Annotated in this window: 15 protein-coding genes and 1 tRNA gene; 7 read left to right on the forward strand and 9 right to left on the reverse strand. The window is 73.0% G+C overall.

What is annotated here, in order from left to right; all coding sequences use genetic code 11:
• Positions 1-19: 19 nt before the first annotated feature.
• Both ACYVGN_RS06625 and ACYVGN_RS06630 read right to left on the reverse strand, forming a co-directional pair.
• Positions 20-505 carry a GNAT family N-acetyltransferase gene (locus tag ACYVGN_RS06625; protein WP_460789621.1) on the reverse strand — a complete coding sequence of 162 codons (486 nt, stop codon included), beginning with the start codon at positions 503-505 and terminating at the stop codon, positions 20-22.
• Entirely contained in the window at positions 505-1,461 is a 957-nt protein-coding gene (locus tag ACYVGN_RS06630) for a DMT family transporter (RefSeq protein WP_460789622.1), read from the reverse strand. Before ACYVGN_RS06630 ends, ACYVGN_RS06625 begins: the two co-directional genes overlap by 1 nt.
• A 101-nt stretch (positions 1,462-1,562) precedes the next feature.
• Between ACYVGN_RS06630 and cysS the strand changes: the two genes are divergently transcribed.
• The 3 genes from cysS to ACYVGN_RS06645 all read left to right on the forward strand — a co-directional run bounded on the left by cysS (position 1,563) and on the right by ACYVGN_RS06645 (position 4,640).
• Positions 1,563-2,948, forward strand: a complete 1,386-nt coding sequence (cysS, locus tag ACYVGN_RS06635; protein WP_460789624.1) for a cysteine--tRNA ligase — start codon at positions 1,563-1,565, stop codon at positions 2,946-2,948.
• Complete coding sequence (rlmB, locus tag ACYVGN_RS06640) at positions 2,941-3,918, forward strand: 23S rRNA (guanosine(2251)-2'-O)-methyltransferase RlmB (protein WP_460789626.1); 978 nt, start codon at positions 2,941-2,943, stop codon at positions 3,916-3,918. Before cysS ends, rlmB begins: the two co-directional genes overlap by 8 nt.
• Positions 3,919-3,998: 80 nt before the next feature.
• Positions 3,999-4,640: an NAD(P)-dependent oxidoreductase gene (locus ACYVGN_RS06645; RefSeq protein WP_460789627.1), complete on the forward strand. Its 642-nt coding sequence runs from the start codon at positions 3,999-4,001 to the stop codon at positions 4,638-4,640.
• A 24-nt stretch (positions 4,641-4,664) separates the two neighbouring features.
• On the opposite strand, the gene ACYVGN_RS06650 is transcribed toward ACYVGN_RS06645, so the two are convergent.
• Together ACYVGN_RS06650 and ACYVGN_RS06655 are read right to left on the reverse strand one after the other, a co-directional pair.
• Entirely contained in the window at positions 4,665-5,948 is a 1,284-nt protein-coding gene (locus tag ACYVGN_RS06650; protein WP_460789629.1) for a DUF4032 domain-containing protein, read from the reverse strand.
• Between the two features lie 83 nt (positions 5,949-6,031).
• A complete protein-coding gene (locus ACYVGN_RS06655) occupies positions 6,032-7,132 on the reverse strand; it encodes an ABC transporter ATP-binding protein (protein ID WP_460789631.1) in 1,101 nt (366 codons plus the stop codon).
• Positions 7,133-7,390: 258 nt separating this feature from the next.
• On the opposite strand from ACYVGN_RS06655, the gene ACYVGN_RS06660 reads away from it, so the two are divergent.
• The 3 genes from ACYVGN_RS06660 (at position 7,391) to ACYVGN_RS06670 (ending at position 9,884) form a co-directional block, all read left to right on the forward strand.
• A complete protein-coding gene (locus tag ACYVGN_RS06660; RefSeq protein ID WP_460789633.1) occupies positions 7,391-8,338 on the forward strand; it encodes a DsbA family protein in 948 nt (315 codons plus the stop codon).
• A gap of 54 nt (positions 8,339-8,392) precedes the next feature.
• Positions 8,393-8,468 (forward strand) — tRNA-Thr (locus ACYVGN_RS06665).
• Positions 8,469-8,612: 144 nt separating this feature from the next.
• Positions 8,613-9,884: an ATP-binding protein gene (locus ACYVGN_RS06670; protein WP_055993895.1), complete on the forward strand. Its 1,272-nt coding sequence runs from the start codon at positions 8,613-8,615 to the stop codon at positions 9,882-9,884.
• Between the two features lie 3 nt (positions 9,885-9,887).
• Here the strand turns inward: ACYVGN_RS06670 and ACYVGN_RS06675 are convergent, their stop codons facing one another.
• From ACYVGN_RS06675 to ACYVGN_RS06695, 5 genes are all read right to left on the reverse strand, one after another.
• Positions 9,888-10,757 carry a F510_1955 family glycosylhydrolase gene (locus ACYVGN_RS06675; RefSeq protein WP_460789635.1) on the reverse strand — a complete coding sequence of 290 codons (870 nt, stop codon included), beginning with the start codon at positions 10,755-10,757 and terminating at the stop codon, positions 9,888-9,890.
• 46 nt (positions 10,758-10,803) lie between these two features.
• Positions 10,804-11,394 carry a DUF305 domain-containing protein gene (locus tag ACYVGN_RS06680; RefSeq protein ID WP_460789636.1) on the reverse strand — a complete coding sequence of 197 codons (591 nt, stop codon included), beginning with the start codon at positions 11,392-11,394 and terminating at the stop codon, positions 10,804-10,806.
• A 61-nt stretch (positions 11,395-11,455) separates the two neighbouring features.
• Positions 11,456-11,911: a DUF6153 family protein gene (locus tag ACYVGN_RS06685; protein WP_460789638.1), complete on the reverse strand. Its 456-nt coding sequence runs from the start codon at positions 11,909-11,911 to the stop codon at positions 11,456-11,458.
• 24 nt (positions 11,912-11,935) lie between these two features.
• Complete coding sequence (locus ACYVGN_RS06690; RefSeq protein WP_460789640.1) at positions 11,936-14,122, reverse strand: heavy metal translocating P-type ATPase; 2,187 nt, start codon at positions 14,120-14,122, stop codon at positions 11,936-11,938.
• A 61-nt stretch (positions 14,123-14,183) separates the two neighbouring features.
• Positions 14,184-14,510, reverse strand: a complete 327-nt coding sequence (locus tag ACYVGN_RS06695) for a heavy-metal-associated domain-containing protein (protein WP_460789642.1) — start codon at positions 14,508-14,510, stop codon at positions 14,184-14,186.
• A 127-nt stretch (positions 14,511-14,637) separates the two neighbouring features.
• On the opposite strand from ACYVGN_RS06695, the gene ACYVGN_RS06700 reads away from it, so the two are divergent.
• The gene (locus ACYVGN_RS06700; protein WP_055993873.1) at positions 14,638-14,931 is read left to right on the forward strand and encodes an Rdx family protein; all 294 of its coding nucleotides are present in this window, start codon (positions 14,638-14,640) and stop codon (positions 14,929-14,931) included.
• Positions 14,932-14,946 lie beyond the last annotated feature (15 nt).

Genomic DNA, 14,946 nt, shown 5'->3' on the forward strand with positions numbered 1-14,946 from the left:
CGCCGGGACGAGTCGCGCGTCAGAGCGCGCGCGTCATGAACGTGGACAGCGGGTCCTCGGCGTAGCCGTCGAACGGACCGCACTCCACGAAGCCCTCCGCCGCGTAGAGGCGGCGCGCGGGGACGAAGCCGTCGTCGCTGCCGGTCTCGAGCCACAGCGAGGACAGGCCGACGGCGCGCGCCTCCGCGACGATGTGGCGCAGGAGCGCCCGGGCCACGCCGCGGCCGAGGAACGCGTCGGCGGTGCGGAAGGACTTGAGCTCGCCGCGGTCCGACGGCGCGCCGTGCGCGTCCCGCAGGCGCTTGAGGGCGGCGATGCCGGCGATCCGCTCGTCGATCCACGCACTCCAGACCATGACGTCCGGGGAGCGCAGGGCGTCGAGATCCAGGGCGTGGACGCTCTCGGCCGGCGTGTTGGCGTGCATCTGCGCGTGATGGTGCGCGATCAGCGCGCGCGTCGGCTCTCCCGACAGGTCGTCGATCCGGATCTCGATGCCGGCGGACATCAGCCCTCCACCGCGAACGGCTCGGGATCGCGCGGTGCGCGCGAGCCCCACGCCAGCAGCGCGAGCCCGGCGCCCAGCACCACGAGTCCGACCACCGAGAGCGGGGCGAGGCGCTCGGCCAGCACCACGACGCCCAGGATGCTCGCGGTCAGCGGCTCGCCCAGGGTGAGCGTCGCGGCGGTCGCGGCCTTCAGGCCGCCCAGGCCCCACGTGAACAGCCCGTAGGCCACCGTGATGGTGGCGAGGCCGAGCCACAGCGCCATGCCCGCGCCGGCGGGATCCGTCAGCCAGGCGACATCCGTGAACGGCAGCGCGACCAGCGCGATCGCGGCGGAGCCGCCGCCCATCGCCCCGACCACCGTGAGCGGATGCCATCCGGCGTCGAGCAGCCGGCGCTGCGCGACGGCGATCACGGCGAACGACGCCCCCGCCCCGAGCGCGGCGGCGATGCCGACCGCGTCCGCGGAGCCGCCCGCGCTGCCGCCGAAGCCGAGGAGGGCGACGCCGAGCGTCGACAGCGCGGTCGCGGAGCCCCACAGCAGGCCCGGCGCCGTGCGGGTCAGCGCCCACTCGAGCAGGCCCGCGAGGACGGGCGCCGAGCCCAGGGCGATGACCGTGCTCACGGCGACGCCGTTGAGCGACGTGCCGAGGAAGAACAGCGGCTGGTACACGAACAGCGACACGGCGGTGGCGGCCATGAGCGCGACGGCCCCAGGGGTCAGCCGGGGACGGGGCGCGTCCGGCCGGAGCGCACGGCGGCGCCGCGCGGCGATCGCGGTGACGAGCGCGAGCGCCGTGCCGCCGATCAGGAGGCGCATCACGCCGACCGAGAACGGCGTGGTGTCGTCGGGGCCGAGAGCCTGCGACGTGCCGGTCGTGCCGAACAGCAGCGCCGCGACGAGCACGGCGATCACGGCGGCGCCGGAGGACGGGGATCCGGAGGAGGGCGACGGCACGCTCTCGATTCTGTCGCATCCCGCGACCCGCGCCGCCCGGCCCCGATCCGGAGTGCCGGGTGAGCAGGGCTTTCGCATGTGCCGCCCCGTAGTCTTGACGCGTGACCGTCCGCATCTACGACTCCCGCGCCCAGGCCCTGCGCGACTTCGTCCCGCTCATCCCCGGGAACGTGACGATGTACGTGTGCGGACCCACCGTGCAGTCGGGCCCGCACGTCGGTCACCTCCGCGGAGCGCTCGCGTTCGATCTGCTGCGGCGCTGGCTCGCGCACCGCTTCGGCCGGGTCACGCTCGTCCGCAACGTCACCGACATCGACGACAAGGTGCTCGACAACGCGACGCCCGACGAGCCCTGGTGGGCCCTGGCGTACCGCATCGAGCAGGAGTTCTCGGCGGCATATGCCGCGATCGGCATCCTTCCTCCCACGTACGAGCCGCGCGCGACCGCGTCCATCCCGCAGATGCAGGAGATCATCGCGCGGCTGATCGAGCGCGGCCACGCGTACGCCTCGGCGGGCGACGTGTACTTCGACGTGCGCTCGTGGCCGGAGTACGGCTCGCTCACGCGCCAGTCGCTCGATGCCATGGAGCCGGCCGCCGACGCGGACCCGCGCGGCAAGCGCGACCCGCGTGACTTCGCCCTGTGGAAGGGCGCCAAGCCGGGTGAGCCGGCGGATGCCACGTGGGACTCCCCGTGGGGCCCGGGGCGCCCCGGCTGGCACATCGAGTGCTCCGCGATGTCCCGCCGGTACCTCGGACCCGAGTTCGACATCCACGGCGGCGGCCTCGACCTGCGCTTCCCGCACCACGAGAACGAGATCGCCCAGTCGACCGCCGCGGGCGACGCGTTCGCGCGCTTCTGGGTGCACAACGGGCTCGTCACGGTCGAGGGCCAGAAGATGTCGAAGTCGCTCGGCAACTTCACGCTCGCGGCCGACCTGCTCGAGCGGCGTCCCGCGCCCGTCGTCCGCTACGCGCTGGCCGCCGCGCACTACCGCTCGAGCCTCGACATCTCGGATCGCGCGCTCGACGAGGCCGCCTCGGCCCTCGAGCGCATCACGGGCTTCCTCGAGCGCGCCGCGCGCACGCTGGGAGACCCGGATGCCGCCGCCGACGTCCCCGAGGCGTTCGGGGCCGCGATGGACGACGACCTCGGGATCCCCCAGGCGCTCGCCGTGGTGCACGACGTCGTCCGGGCCGGGAACACGGCCCTCGACGCGGGCGACCGCGCCGCCCTGCGCGCCGCCTATGACGGCGTGGCCGCCATGGTCCGCGTGCTCGGCCTCGACGCGGTCGCGGCGGAGCCGGGGGCGTCGCGGTCGGACGCCGCGCTCGCGGCGCTCGTCGACGCGCTGATCTCGCAGCGGGCCGAGGCCCGCGCATCCAAGGACTGGGCGACCGCCGACCGCATCCGCGACCTGTTCGCGGCCGCGGGCGTCGCCCTCGAAGACACAACTGACGGAACAGTCTGGAGTATCAATGGTTAAGCCTGGCCGCCCCGGCGCAAGCCGCGGGAAGAAGAAGGGCCCCGTCAAGGGCACCGGCGGTCACAGCCGCAAGGCGCTCGAGGGCAAGGGGCCCACCCCGAAGGCCGAGGACCGCGTCTATCACGTGGCCCACAAGCGCAAGCAGGCCGCGGAGCGCCTCGCCGCGAAGCGCGGCCAGACGCAGAAGCCCACGCGCGCCCCGCGCGCGAAGGGCGACAGCGACATCGAGTTCGTCACCGGCCGCAACTCGGTGCTCGAGGCGCTGCGCGCCAAGATCCCCGCGACGGCCTTCTACATCGCCCAGCGCGTGGAGATGGACGACCGCGTCAAGGAGATGCTCGCGATCGCGAAGAACCGCGAGATCCCGATGCTCGAGGTGACGCGCCCCGAGCTCGACCGCATGGCGGGCTTCGACGGCGTGCACCAGGGCGTCGCGCTCAAGGTGCCCCCGTACGAGTACGCGCACCCGCAGGATCTGCTCGAGGAGATCATCGAGAGCGGTCAGACGCCGCTGCTCGTGGCGCTGGACGGGGTCACCGACTCGCGCAACCTGGGCGCGATCGTGCGCTCGACCGCCGCGTTCGGCGGCCAGGGCGTCATCATCCCGCAGCGCCGTTCGGCGGGCATGAACTCCGGCGCCTGGAAGACGAGCGCCGGCGCCGCGGCCCGCATCCCGGTCGCGATGGCGACGAACCTGACCTCGATGCTGAAGGACTTCAAGAAGCAGGGCGTGTTCGTGCTCGGGCTCGACGGCGACGGCGACGTGTCGCTCCCGCAGCTCGCGCTGGCCGACCGCCCGGTCGTCGTGGTGGTGGGGAGCGAGGGCAAGGGCCTGTCGCGCCTGGTCACCGAGACGTGCGACCAGATCGTCTCCATCCCGATCTCGTCGGCGACCGAGTCGCTCAACGCGGGCATCGCCGCGTCGGTCGCGCTGTACCAGATCGCCACCGTCCGGGCGACGCAGGAGTAGTCGCCCGGTGCGGCCGGGAATCACGGATCCATCCACCCGGTTGCAGTGCTCGGAACATCCACCCCGAGGAAAGGGAGCCCATGGCCCGCATCGCCGTCATCGGAGGCACCGGCTACGCCGGCGGCCACATCGTCAAGGAGGCCGCGGAGCGCGGCCACACCGTCGTCTCGGTCGCCCGCAAGGTGCCGTCGACCCGCGTCCCGGGGGTGACCTACCTAGAGGGCTCGCTGCTCGACGCCACCAGCCTGGCCGCGGAGCTCGTCGGCGTGGACGAGGTCGTCGTGACCGTGGCGCCGCGCGGCGACATGGAGGGGCGCGTGCGCGCGGGCATCGCGCAGCTCGCGGAGGCGCTGCCGGACGGCACCCGCCTCGGCGTGGTCGGCGGCGCGGGCGGCAGCCTGGTGGCCGAGGGCGGTCCCCGGCTGATCGACGCGGGATCCTTCCCCGACGAGTTCAAGCCCGAGGCGCTCGAGATGATCGGCGTGCTCGACGACCTCAAGGCGTCGGACGAGAGCCTCGACTGGTTCTTCGTGCACCCCGCGGCCGGCTTCGGCGGCTTCGCGCCCGGTGAGCGCACCGGCTCGTACCGCACGGGCGGCGAGGTGCTGGTGACGGGCGAGGACGGCCAGTCCTACATCTCCGGCGACGACTTCGCGGTCGCGGTCGTCGACGAGATCGAGAACCCGCGGCACCGTCGGACGAACTTCACGGTCGGCTACTGATCCGACCTCGCCACTGGCGCGGCCTCAGACGAGGTCGCGCCAGTCGCGTTCCGGAGACAGCGTGCCCGTCGGCGCCGTGAGCGTCTCGGTCAGCGGCCCCATGATGGTGGCCTCGTCGCGGCGGTGGCGCAGCACGTCGCCGATGTAGCTGGTCAGGACCTCCGCGAGGGGCACGGAGGCCTCGCGCTTCTCCTCCAGGAACCACCGGTGCTCCAGCACCTGGTGGTAGACCTCGGCCGGCTCCAGCTTGGCGCGCAGCTCGAACGGGATGGCCCGCACGACCGGCTCGAAGGCCTCGGTCAGCCACTCGTGCGCGGCGAGCTCCTCCTCGTCCTCCGAGCGTCCGGAGCGCACGCGGAACTCGTCGAGGTCGTTGAGCAGGCGGCGCGCCTGGTTCTCCTCCACGTCGAGGCCCGTGAGGCGGATGAGCCGCCGCGTGTGGTGGCCGGCGTCCACGACCTTCGGCTGGATGGACACGCGCGTGCCGTCGCCGGTGGTCTGGATGGCCATCTCGTCGATGTCGAAGCCCAGCTCGTTGAGGTGGCGCACCCGCTCGGTGATCCGCCACGCCTCGCTCACCGAGAAGGTCTGCTGCTCGTGCAGCGCCCGCCACAGCGCGCGGTACGCCGACACGATGCCGTCGGCGACCGCGATGGGGTCGACGCCGCCCTCGAGGCGGCCGCTGGCGGCGAGGTCCATGATCTCGCCGGCGATGTTGGTGCGGGCGAGATCCAGGTCGTGCTCGCGCTGGCCGTCGGTGAGCCCGTTCTCGTGCAGCTCGCCGGTCTCGGCGTCCACGAGGTACGCCGCGAAGGCGCCCGCGTCGCGCCGGAACAGCGTGTTGGACAGCGACACGTCGCCCCAGTAGAAGCCGACGTTGTGCAGGCGCACGAGCAGCAGCGCGAGCGCATCCACCAGGCGCGTGGCGGTGTCCGGGCGCAGCGCGTGCGTGAACAGCGCGCGGTACGGCATCGAGAACTGCAGGTGCGCGGTCACGAGCGCGGCCGGGAGGGGGGTGCCGTCCTCCGCCGCACGGCCCGCGATGACGGCGACGCGGCGCACGCAGGGCACATCCAGCCGGTGCAGGCTCCCGAGCATCTCGTACTCGCGCTGGGCCATGGCCGCGGTGGTCTCCTTGACCGCCACGACATGCCCCGACAGCTCGCTGAACCGCACCACGTGGCGCGAGATGCCCTTCGGCAGCTTGACGATCGCGCTGGCGGGCCAGTCCTCGAGGCGCGTGCTCCAGGGCAGCGTGAGCAGCTGCGGGTCGAACTCGGCCGCTGTGATGTGCAGGGACTCCGACACGGTTCTCCAGGGGACGGGGGCGGGAAAGCGGGACGGCGCGGACGGATCCGAGGATCCGCCCGCGCCGCCGGGATCGCGAGGGGTCAGTCCGCGTGGACCGCCGGCGTCAGGCGCTCGCCGGTCTCGAGGTCGAACGCGTGCACGTGGTCCGGACGCGGCGCCAGGATGACCGTCTCGCCCGCGTGCGGGTGGACGCGGCCGTCGACGCGCGCGACGATGTCGGTGCGCTTGCCCTCGATCTCCGAGTGGCCGTACAGGTAGCCGTCGGCGCCGAGCTCCTCGACGAGGTCGACGACGACCTGGAGGCCCTGGCCGTCGGCCGGCGACACGATGATGTCCTCGGGGCGGACGCCGATGGTGACCTCCGAGCCGTGGGCCTTGGCCAGCGAGCCGGCCTGGACGCCGACGACCTTGGTGCCGAAGCGGACGCCGCCCTCGGCGATCTCCGCCGGGAACAGGTTCATGGCGGGCGAGCCGATGAAGCCGGCGACGAAGACGTTGGCGGGCTTCTCGTACAGGTCGCGCGGCGTGCCGACCTGCTGCAGGATGCCGTCCTTCAGCACCGCGATGCGGTCGCCCATCGTGAGGGCCTCGGTCTGGTCGTGCGTCACGTAGACCGTGGTGACGCCCAGGCGGCGCTGGAGCGACGCGATCTGCGTGCGGGTCTGGACGCGGAGCTTGGCGTCGAGGTTCGACAGCGGCTCGTCCATGAGGAACACCTGCGGCTCGCGGACGATCGCGCGGCCCATGGCGACGCGCTGACGCTGACCACCCGAGAGGGCCTTCGGCTTGCGGTTCAGGTAGGGCTCGAGGTCGAGCAGCTTGGCCGCCTCCTGGACGCGCTTGGCGCGCTCGTCCTTGCTGACGCCGGCGATCTTGAGCGCGAAGCCCATGTTCTCGGCCACGGTCATGTGCGGGTACAGCGCGTAGTTCTGGAACACCATCGCGATGTCGCGGTCCTTCGGCGGGACGTCCGTGACGTCGCGGTCGCCGATGCGGATGGCGCCGTCGTTGACCTCCTCGAGGCCGGCGAGCATGCGCAGCGAGGTGGACTTGCCGCAACCCGAGGGGCCGACCAGGACGAGGAACTCGCCGTCGCCGATCTCGAGGTTCAGCTTGTCGACCGCGGGACGCGTGCCGCCCGGGTAGAGGCGCGTGGCGTTGTCGAAAGTGACCGAGGCCATTTCTTCTCCTTCACCGGCAGGTACGTGCCGGACGATCCGTAGTGATGGATGCGACGGCCGCAGCCGCCGCAGACCCGCCTTTGGGTCTGGATCAGTATGGCATGCCCCGGGCGCGGCGCCGCGCGCCGGGCGTGTCGCGCCACCCGCGGGCCGCCCCGGATGGCCGTCCCGTCTGGGTTTCTCCCAGCCGCCCTGACTAGCATCGAGGGCGTTGTCGCCGCGCTCTGCGGCTGACCTGATCCACCTTCGAGAGGTTGCATGTCGAGCGACGAGACGGGCCAGACGCCCGCATCCGGCCCCGCAGCGGACCCGCGTGAGGACGATTCGCGCGGCCGTCGCGAGGCCGTCCGCGAGAAGGCGCAGCAGGTCAAGGCGCGGCAGTCGCGCAACCGCGTTCTGCGCCGGTCGGCGATCGTGCTGGCCGTCGTCGCCGCCGTCGCGGCCATCGCCTTCGCGGTGACCAGCGTGGTCGTTCCGACGATGACCGCCCCGACTCAGAACCCGACGGGTCTCGTGCATGACGGCGTCGTGGTCGACCAGGCGATGCTGCAGGCGGGCGAGGGCGACGCCGAGGACGCCGAGGAGCCGGAGGAGACGCCGGCCCCGGAGGAGACCCCGGGCGCCGAGCCGATCGAGATCCACGTCTACGTCGACTACCTCTCGCAGGCCGCGGGGGACTTCCAGCGCGTGAACCAGGCCCAGCTGACCCAGTGGGTCGAGCAGGGCGCCGTCGAGCTGGTGTACCACCCGGTCGCGCTGCTGACCTCGAAGTCCAACGGCACCAAGTACTCGCAGCGCGCGGCGGGCGCCGCCGCGTGCGTGTTCGAGCACGCGCCCGAGGCGTTCCCCGCCTTCAACCACGAGCTGCTCACCAACCAGCCCGCGGTCGACAGCGACGGCTACGCGGACTCCGAGCTCGCCGACCGCGCGATCGCGACCGGCGCCGAGGACACCAAGACGGTCCGCGCCTGCATCGAGGACGAGGACTACTTCGCCTGGGCCCGCGAGGCGACCGAGCGCGCGCTCAACGAGCCGCTGCCCGGCACCGACGGGGTCACGCTCACGGGCGCCCCGATGATCGTGGTGAACGGCGAGCCCTACGTCGGCTCGCTCGACAAGCCCGAGGAGTTCGCGGCGTTCCTGCTCGCGGTCGACAGCGAGGCGTACCTCGAGACTGCGGCTCCCGAGGAGCCCGAGGGGGAGTGACCCCTCCGGGGCGCGGCCCCGCTCGGTATGCTCGACTGGTCCTCGCGGACAGTCGCCGGCTTAGCTCAGTTGGTAGAGCACCTGTCTTGTAAACAGGGGGTCATCGGTTCGAACCCGGTAGCCGGCACCACTCTCCTTCCCGGTCGCCATCGGATGTCCGGTAGCATCGACGCACTCGATCACCCACCGAGTCGCGGCCGTTCCCCGCGTCGGGCCGACCCCCGTCGCGTCGGCGGTCCTCCACGACCCGCTTCAATGACGAAGGGTGATCCGCATGACCCGCGTGCACATCCGCGAGTTCCACCACGACGACACCGACGCCTTCCTCCGTCTCTGGGAGATCGGCCTCAACGAGGGGTACGAGCCCGTGTACGGGCTCTCCGAGGTGCTGGCGTCCCTCCGCCAGGACGAGGCCGTCGCGGCCGTCGTCGGCGACGAGGTGATCGGCGTCGCGGTCGGTCGCGCGGCGCACGAGCAGGGCTGGGTCGTGTACGTGGGCGTGGATCCCGCGCACCGCGGCGGCGGCGTCGCCGCGCAGCTGCTGTCCGCCCTCGAGCGGCGCCTCGCCCAGCACGACCTCGGCAAGATGTCGGCGCTGATCCCGGAGTCCGGCGCAGGCCTCGACGCGTTCCTCGCGCAGGGCTTCGAGCTGAAGTCCAGTCTGCGCTACGCCGAGCGCCGCATCCCCGTGCAGGGCCGCGACCTGGCACTGCTGCGCGAGCTCGGCGGCCGGCAGCTCTCGCGCGGGCTGTGGGAGGCCGTGGCGGGCATGACGCTCGAGAAGTCGCTGCTCGAGCGGCGCCTCGTGATCCCGCTCGCCCAGCCGGACCTCGCGGATCGATACGGCGTCGTGCCGCCGCGGGCTGTGATGCTGTTCGGCCCGCCCGGCACCGGAAAGACCACATTCGCGAAGGCCGTGGCCTCGCGGCTGGAGTGGCCGTTCGTCGAGGTCTTCCCCTCGCGGCTGGCGGCCGAGCCCGGCGGCCTCGCCGCCGGGCTGCGGGAGACGTTCGAGCGGATCGGCGAGCTGCAGCACGCGGTCGTCTTCATCGACGAGGTGGAGGAGATCGCGGCCCGCCGGCAGGGCGACCCGCCCTCGCCGCTGCAGGGCGTGACGAACGAGCTGCTCAAGATCATCCCGGAGTTCCGCGACCGGGCCGACCGGCTGCTGATCTGCGCGACGAACTTCATCCGCGCGCTCGACCCGGCCTTCCTGCGTCACGGCCGTTTCGACTACGTGATCCCGATCGGGCTCCCGGACGACGCGGCGCGCGCCGCGATCTGGGCCGGCAGCATCCCGGAGGCCGCGGAGGACATCGACATCGCGGCCCTCGTGCGGGCCTCGGAGGGGCTCACGCCCGCGGACATCCAGTTCGCGGCGCGCAAGGCCGCCCAGGAGGCCCTGGAGCGCGCGCTCGCGGGCGGCGACGGCGCCGCGCAGTCGACCGAGGACTACCTCGACGCGCTGCGCGCCACCCGCGCGACCGTCTCGCCCGAGGTCATCGCGGAGTTCGTGGAGGACACCCGGCTGCTCGCGCGGACCTGAGCGTCAGTGCTCGGGCGGTGCGAACAGCCGCTCCCAGCTCCTCAGGTCGGTCGACAGGAGCACGCCGCGCTGATCCGCCAGGACGATCCCGTCGTCGGGGGTCGTCGTCAGGGCGCCGCTCGTGCCGCGGTACTCGGTCCCGGTCGTCCACTCGCCGTCGGCGCCCTGATAGACGATCCGCCCGTCGACCCCCGTGCCCACGAGGCGCCCGTCGGCGAAGGCCGCGATGAGGCCCATCCTCGGCGCACCCGGCACCGGCCGGAAGGTCGCTCCGGCGTCGGTGCTCACGAGCAGCCCGCCCGAGCTCGTGGCGTACACGGTGTCGGGCAGTCCGGGAGCGACCAGGATGTCCCACGCGTCGATGCCGACGCCCTCGCGCCAGGTCCGGCCGGCATCGTCGGACCGATGGAGCACGCCGAAGGCGTTCACGTAGATGCGCCGGGGATCGACGTCGCTGACGGACAGGTCGTGGAAGTCGGCCTCGCCCGGGAACGCGACGTTCTGCCAGGTGGCGCCGCGGTCGTCGGAGCGGATCAGCCCGAGATTGCCCGCTCCGAAGTGATCGGGGCTGTGCGCGCCCGGATGCCCCGAGGCGTAGAACGCGCCGCCCGCGATCGTGAAGCCCATCGCGTCGAAGTCGTTCCCGGCGATGGGGCCGGACAGGTCGGCGTCCTTGTCGAGGCGGTCGAGCAGGTACAGGCCGCCGTGGGTGGCGACGACCAGCTCGCCGGTCTGCGGGACGACGGCGAGGCCGTGGATGTGCTGGAGCGCGCTGGCGGTCGCGTGGTCGTCGGCGGGGGAGCAGGCGGTCAGCAGGGAGGTGAGCGCGATCAGGGCGAGCGCGGCGCGCCCGAAGGCGGGGGCGGAGGTCATGAGAGGCTTTCGGGTCGGGACGGACGGGGAGGCGGCCACCGACGGCTCAGCGGGCGTCGAGCATGCCCCGCATCTCGGCGATCTCGGCGGTCTGGTCGGCGATGATCCGCTCGGCGAGCGCGAGCGCATCCGGGTTCTCGCCGTCCGCCAGCTGCGTCTCGGACATCGCGATCGCGCCCTCGTGGTGCACGATCATCTGCTCGAGGAACAGGGTCGACGCCTCGGCGCCGGCCGCCTCCTCGAGCGCGGCCATGTCATCCTCCGACATCATGCCGTCGCCGTGGTCCATGCCGCCGTGCCCGGCGTCGTGACCCCACGACGCGAGCCACTGCTCCATGGTCTCGATCTCGGGTCCCTGCGCGGCCTTGATGCGCTCGGCGAGCGCGGCGACCTCGGGGTCGACGCCGTCCTTGGCCAGCAGCAGGTCCGACATGTCGACGGCCTGCTGGTGGTGGGCGATCATCCCGGTTGCGAACGCCACGTCGGCGTCGTCGAACGTCGCCGCGGACGCCGCGGGGGTCGCCGGCGAGGCCGAGTGGCCGCCGGAGTGGTCGGTCGTGCCGGTGCCGGTGCATCCGGCGAGCGTCAGGGCGGCGGCCAGCAGGCCGGCCCCGAGGGTGAGCGTGCGGATCTTCATGGTGTTCTCCTCAGGTCGTGGCGAGGGCGCGCGGCGCCCGGGGTCTGCGGGGGCAGGCCCGTCACGTGCGACTGATGGAGAGGATGGTGAGATCGGGCGGGGTCGGCTCCGCGGGCACCGCGACCGAGGAGGGCGGGGGTGACCCCGGGTGGACCGCACGGGAGACCCAGACGGGGCGGATCGAGAGCACCAGCGCCGCGACGAGCAGGGCGAGGACACACGCCATGAGCGTCATCGGGTCCGGCATGCCGCCGCAGTCGCCGCATGGCTCGTCGCTCCCGTCCTGCGGGGTGCGGTGCACGGCGTCGTGCCCGGTGTCGTGCGCCTCGCTCTGCGCGGCGGCGCTGGAGGAGGTCTCCGGCGCGACGGCGGGGGCATGATGGGTCGTTCCGGTGCTGAACACGTGCATGCCGAGCAGGCCCACGAGCACCGCGACGACCGCGAGCGCGCCGAGGAGGAGGGTGCGGACGGCTGTCGCGCGCGGGCGCAGCGCCCGGCCCAGCGACATCAGGCTCATCGCGCGCCTCCTCTCGACATCAGCCTACGAGCGCACCGGCGTGGCGGCCGATCCGCGGCCGGCCGACGTGACGGTCTCGGGGCGCAGGTCCAGGCGGCGCAGGAGCTGCGCGTTGAGCGCGACGACGATCGTCGACAGCGACATCAGCACCGCCCCGACCGACATGGGCAGCACGAAGCCGAACGGCGCGAGCACTCCCGCGGCCAGGGGCACGGAGATGAGGTTGTAGCCGGCGGCCCACCACAGGTTCTGGCGCATCTTGCGGTAGCTCGCGCACGACAGCTCGATCACCGAGATCACGGACCGGGGGTCGTCGCTGGCGAGGATCACGCCCGCGGAGGCGATCGCGACATCCGTGCCGGCGCCGATCGCGATGCCGACGTCCGCCTGCGCGAGCGCGGGAGCGTCGTTCACGCCGTCGCCCACCATCGCGACGCGGCGGCCCTCGCGCTGCAGCTCGCCGACCTTGGAGGCCTTGTCCTCGGGGCGCACGCCCGCGAAGAACCGGTCGATGCCCAGCTCCGCGGCGACCGCCGCCGCGACCGCCTCGGCGTCGCCCGTGATCATGACGACCTGGACGCCGCGGGCATGGAGCGCACGGACGGCCTCGCGGGACTCGGCGCGGACCTCGTCGGCCAGGCGCAGGGCGCCCGCCACCGCGCCGTCGACCAGGACGTGCAGGATGATCGCGCCCTCCTCGCGCCACTCGTCCGCGATCGGCAGCTCGCCCGCGCGCTCCTGGGTGAGCAGGTGAGGCCCGCCGACCTGGACCACGCGTCCGTCGACCACCGCGCGCACGCCGACCGCGGGCGAGGACGAGAAGTCCGTGGCCCCAGGGACGCGGAGCGACCGCTCGGCGGCGGTCTGCACGATCGCGCGCGCGAGCGGATGCTCGGAGTCGGCCTCGGCTGCGGCCGCGAGCGCGAGCAGCGCGTCGGGGTCCGTGCCCTGGGACGGATGCACGGCCGTGACGGCGGGCGCGCCCTTGGTGAGCGTGCCGGTCTTGTCGAACAGCACGGTGTCGACCGTGCGCATGCTCTCCAGGGCCAGGCGGTCCTTGACGAGCACGCCGCCGCGCGCCGCCCGCTCGGTCGCGATGGACACGACGAGCGGGATCGCCAGCCCCAGCGCGTGGGGGCACGCGATCACGAGCACCGTGATCGTGCGCACGACGGCCTGGTCGGGCATCCCGAGCAGCGTCCACACGACGGCCGTGATCGCGCCCGCGATCAGCGCGAACCAGAACAGCCATCCGGCGGCGCGGTCGGCCAGGCGCTGAGCGCGCGACGACGACCGCTGCGCCTCGGTCACCAGCCGCTGGATGCCGGCGAGCGCGGTGTCGTCGCCGATCGCGGTGATCTCGACGCGCAGGCCGGAGTCGGTCGCGACCGTGCCCGCGACGACGAGATCGCCCTCGCCGCGGCGCACGGGGCGGGATTCGCCCGTGATCATGGACTCGTCCATGCTCGCCGAGCCCTGTGCGATGCGCCCGTCGGCGGGGATCCGGCCACCGGGGCGCACGATGACCAGGTCGCCAACCCGGAGCTCGGCCGGCGCGACGGTCCGCACCGCATCGCCGTCGACGCGCTCGGCCTCGTCGGGCAGGAGCGCCGCGAGGAAGTCGAGCGCCGAGGTGGTCTGCGCGAGCGAGCGCATCTCGAGCCAGTGACCCAGCAGCATGATCGCGATCAGGAGGGCCAGCTCCCACCAGAAGTCGAGCCCGTGGTGCAGGATGCCGAGGCTCGCGCCCCACGACGCGACGAACGCGACCGTGATGGCCAGCCCGATCAGGAGCATCATGCCCGGCTGCCGCGCGCGCAGCTCGGCCACCGCTCCCGTGAGGAACGGCGCGCCGCCCCACGCGTACATCACCGTGCCGAGCACGGGGGAGACCCAGCCGACCCACGCCGCGTCGGGCAGGGAGTAGCCGAGCAGCATGGCGAACATCGGGGAGAACGCGACCACAGGCACGGCGAGCGCCAGCATGATCCAGAACAGGCGGCGGAAGTGCCCGACATGATCGCCGTGGCCGGTGTGGCCCATGGGCCCGTGACCGGCGTGGTCCATGGCGCCGTGGTCGGTGTGATCCATGGTCTCGTGACCGGCGTGGTCCACGGCGGGCGCCTCGGCGACGGCTTCGCGGGCGCCGTGCGCCCCGGCGTGTCCCTCGTGGTGGTGATGGTCGTCGTGCGGGTGATCCTGCGTGTTCATGAGAACCTCCTCAGGGTGCCGCCGTCGGCGGCGGGTTGCGGGACGTCGCCGGCCCCGCGAATCAGGCGGAGCGGCCCGCGAGCGTGTAGCCGGCCTCGTCCACGGCCGCGGCGACGGCGTCGGCGTCGAGTGGGGCGTCGCTGTCGACCGTGACGGTCGACACGCCGCCCGCGACCAGGTCGACGGACACGCGCTGGACGCCGGGAAGGGCGCTCAGCTCCTCCGTCACGCTGGAGACGCAGTGCGAGCAGGTCATGCCCTCGACGTGCAGCGTCGTGGTGGCGGCCGGCTCCTGGGCGGGAGCGGCGGCCTGCGCGGCGCCCGTGGCGCAGCATGCGCATCCGGCGTTCGCGTCCTTGAGTCCGAGCTCGATCGTTTCCTTCGCCATGACGTGTCCCTTCGACGATGTGCGGTGGCGACACCCATGCTACATACCCCAGGGGGGTATTGGAACCGGCTGGCCGGATTGCGGACTCGCCGCGGCCTCGGCCCGTGGGCTGTGGGATCCTGGCCGCATGCCGTCTCCCCGTATCGTCATCACGTACTGCACGCAGTGCCGCTGGCTGCTCAGGGCTCAGTGGTACGCGGGGGAGCTGCTGCAGTCGTTCGAGGCCGAGATCGGCGAGGTGGCTCTGGTGCCCGCGACCGGGGGCGTGTTCCGGATCGACGTGGACGACGCGCACGTCTGGAACCGCAAGCGCGACGGCGGGTTCCCGGACATCGCCGAGCTCAAGCGCCGCGTGCGCGACCTCATCGCGCCCGGCAAGTCGCTGGGCCACTCCGACCGCGTGGCGGACGGGTCTCGCTAGGAAGGACGTTCTCCA

The organism is Microbacterium lacusdiani, assembly GCF_054779895.1.

What these genes read in the sequence shown, in the direction of transcription:
- ACYVGN_RS06625 (WP_460789621.1), bottom strand. Translation starts at nt 505, where the DNA reads ATGTCCGCCGGCATCGAGATCCGGATCGACGACCTGTCGGGAGAGCCG.
- rlmB (WP_460789626.1), top strand. Translation starts at nt 2,941, where the DNA reads ATGGTTAAGCCTGGCCGCCCCGGCGCAAGCCGCGGGAAGAAGAAGGGC.
- ACYVGN_RS06645 (WP_460789627.1), top strand. Translation starts at nt 3,999, where the DNA reads ATGGCCCGCATCGCCGTCATCGGAGGCACCGGCTACGCCGGCGGCCAC.
- ACYVGN_RS06655 (WP_460789631.1), bottom strand. Translation starts at nt 7,132, where the DNA reads ATGGCCTCGGTCACTTTCGACAACGCCACGCGCCTCTACCCGGGCGGC.
- ACYVGN_RS06660 (WP_460789633.1), top strand. Translation starts at nt 7,391, where the DNA reads ATGTCGAGCGACGAGACGGGCCAGACGCCCGCATCCGGCCCCGCAGCG.
- ACYVGN_RS06670 (WP_055993895.1), top strand. Translation starts at nt 8,613, where the DNA reads ATGACCCGCGTGCACATCCGCGAGTTCCACCACGACGACACCGACGCC.
- ACYVGN_RS06675 (WP_460789635.1), bottom strand. Translation starts at nt 10,757, where the DNA reads ATGACCTCCGCCCCCGCCTTCGGGCGCGCCGCGCTCGCCCTGATCGCG.
- ACYVGN_RS06680 (WP_460789636.1), bottom strand. Translation starts at nt 11,394, where the DNA reads ATGAAGATCCGCACGCTCACCCTCGGGGCCGGCCTGCTGGCCGCCGCC.
- ACYVGN_RS06685 (WP_460789638.1), bottom strand. Translation starts at nt 11,911, where the DNA reads ATGAGCCTGATGTCGCTGGGCCGGGCGCTGCGCCCGCGCGCGACAGCC.
- ACYVGN_RS06690 (WP_460789640.1), bottom strand. Translation starts at nt 14,122, where the DNA reads ATGAACACGCAGGATCACCCGCACGACGACCATCACCACCACGAGGGA.
- ACYVGN_RS06695 (WP_460789642.1), bottom strand. Translation starts at nt 14,510, where the DNA reads ATGGCGAAGGAAACGATCGAGCTCGGACTCAAGGACGCGAACGCCGGA.
- ACYVGN_RS06700 (WP_055993873.1), top strand. Translation starts at nt 14,638, where the DNA reads ATGCCGTCTCCCCGTATCGTCATCACGTACTGCACGCAGTGCCGCTGG.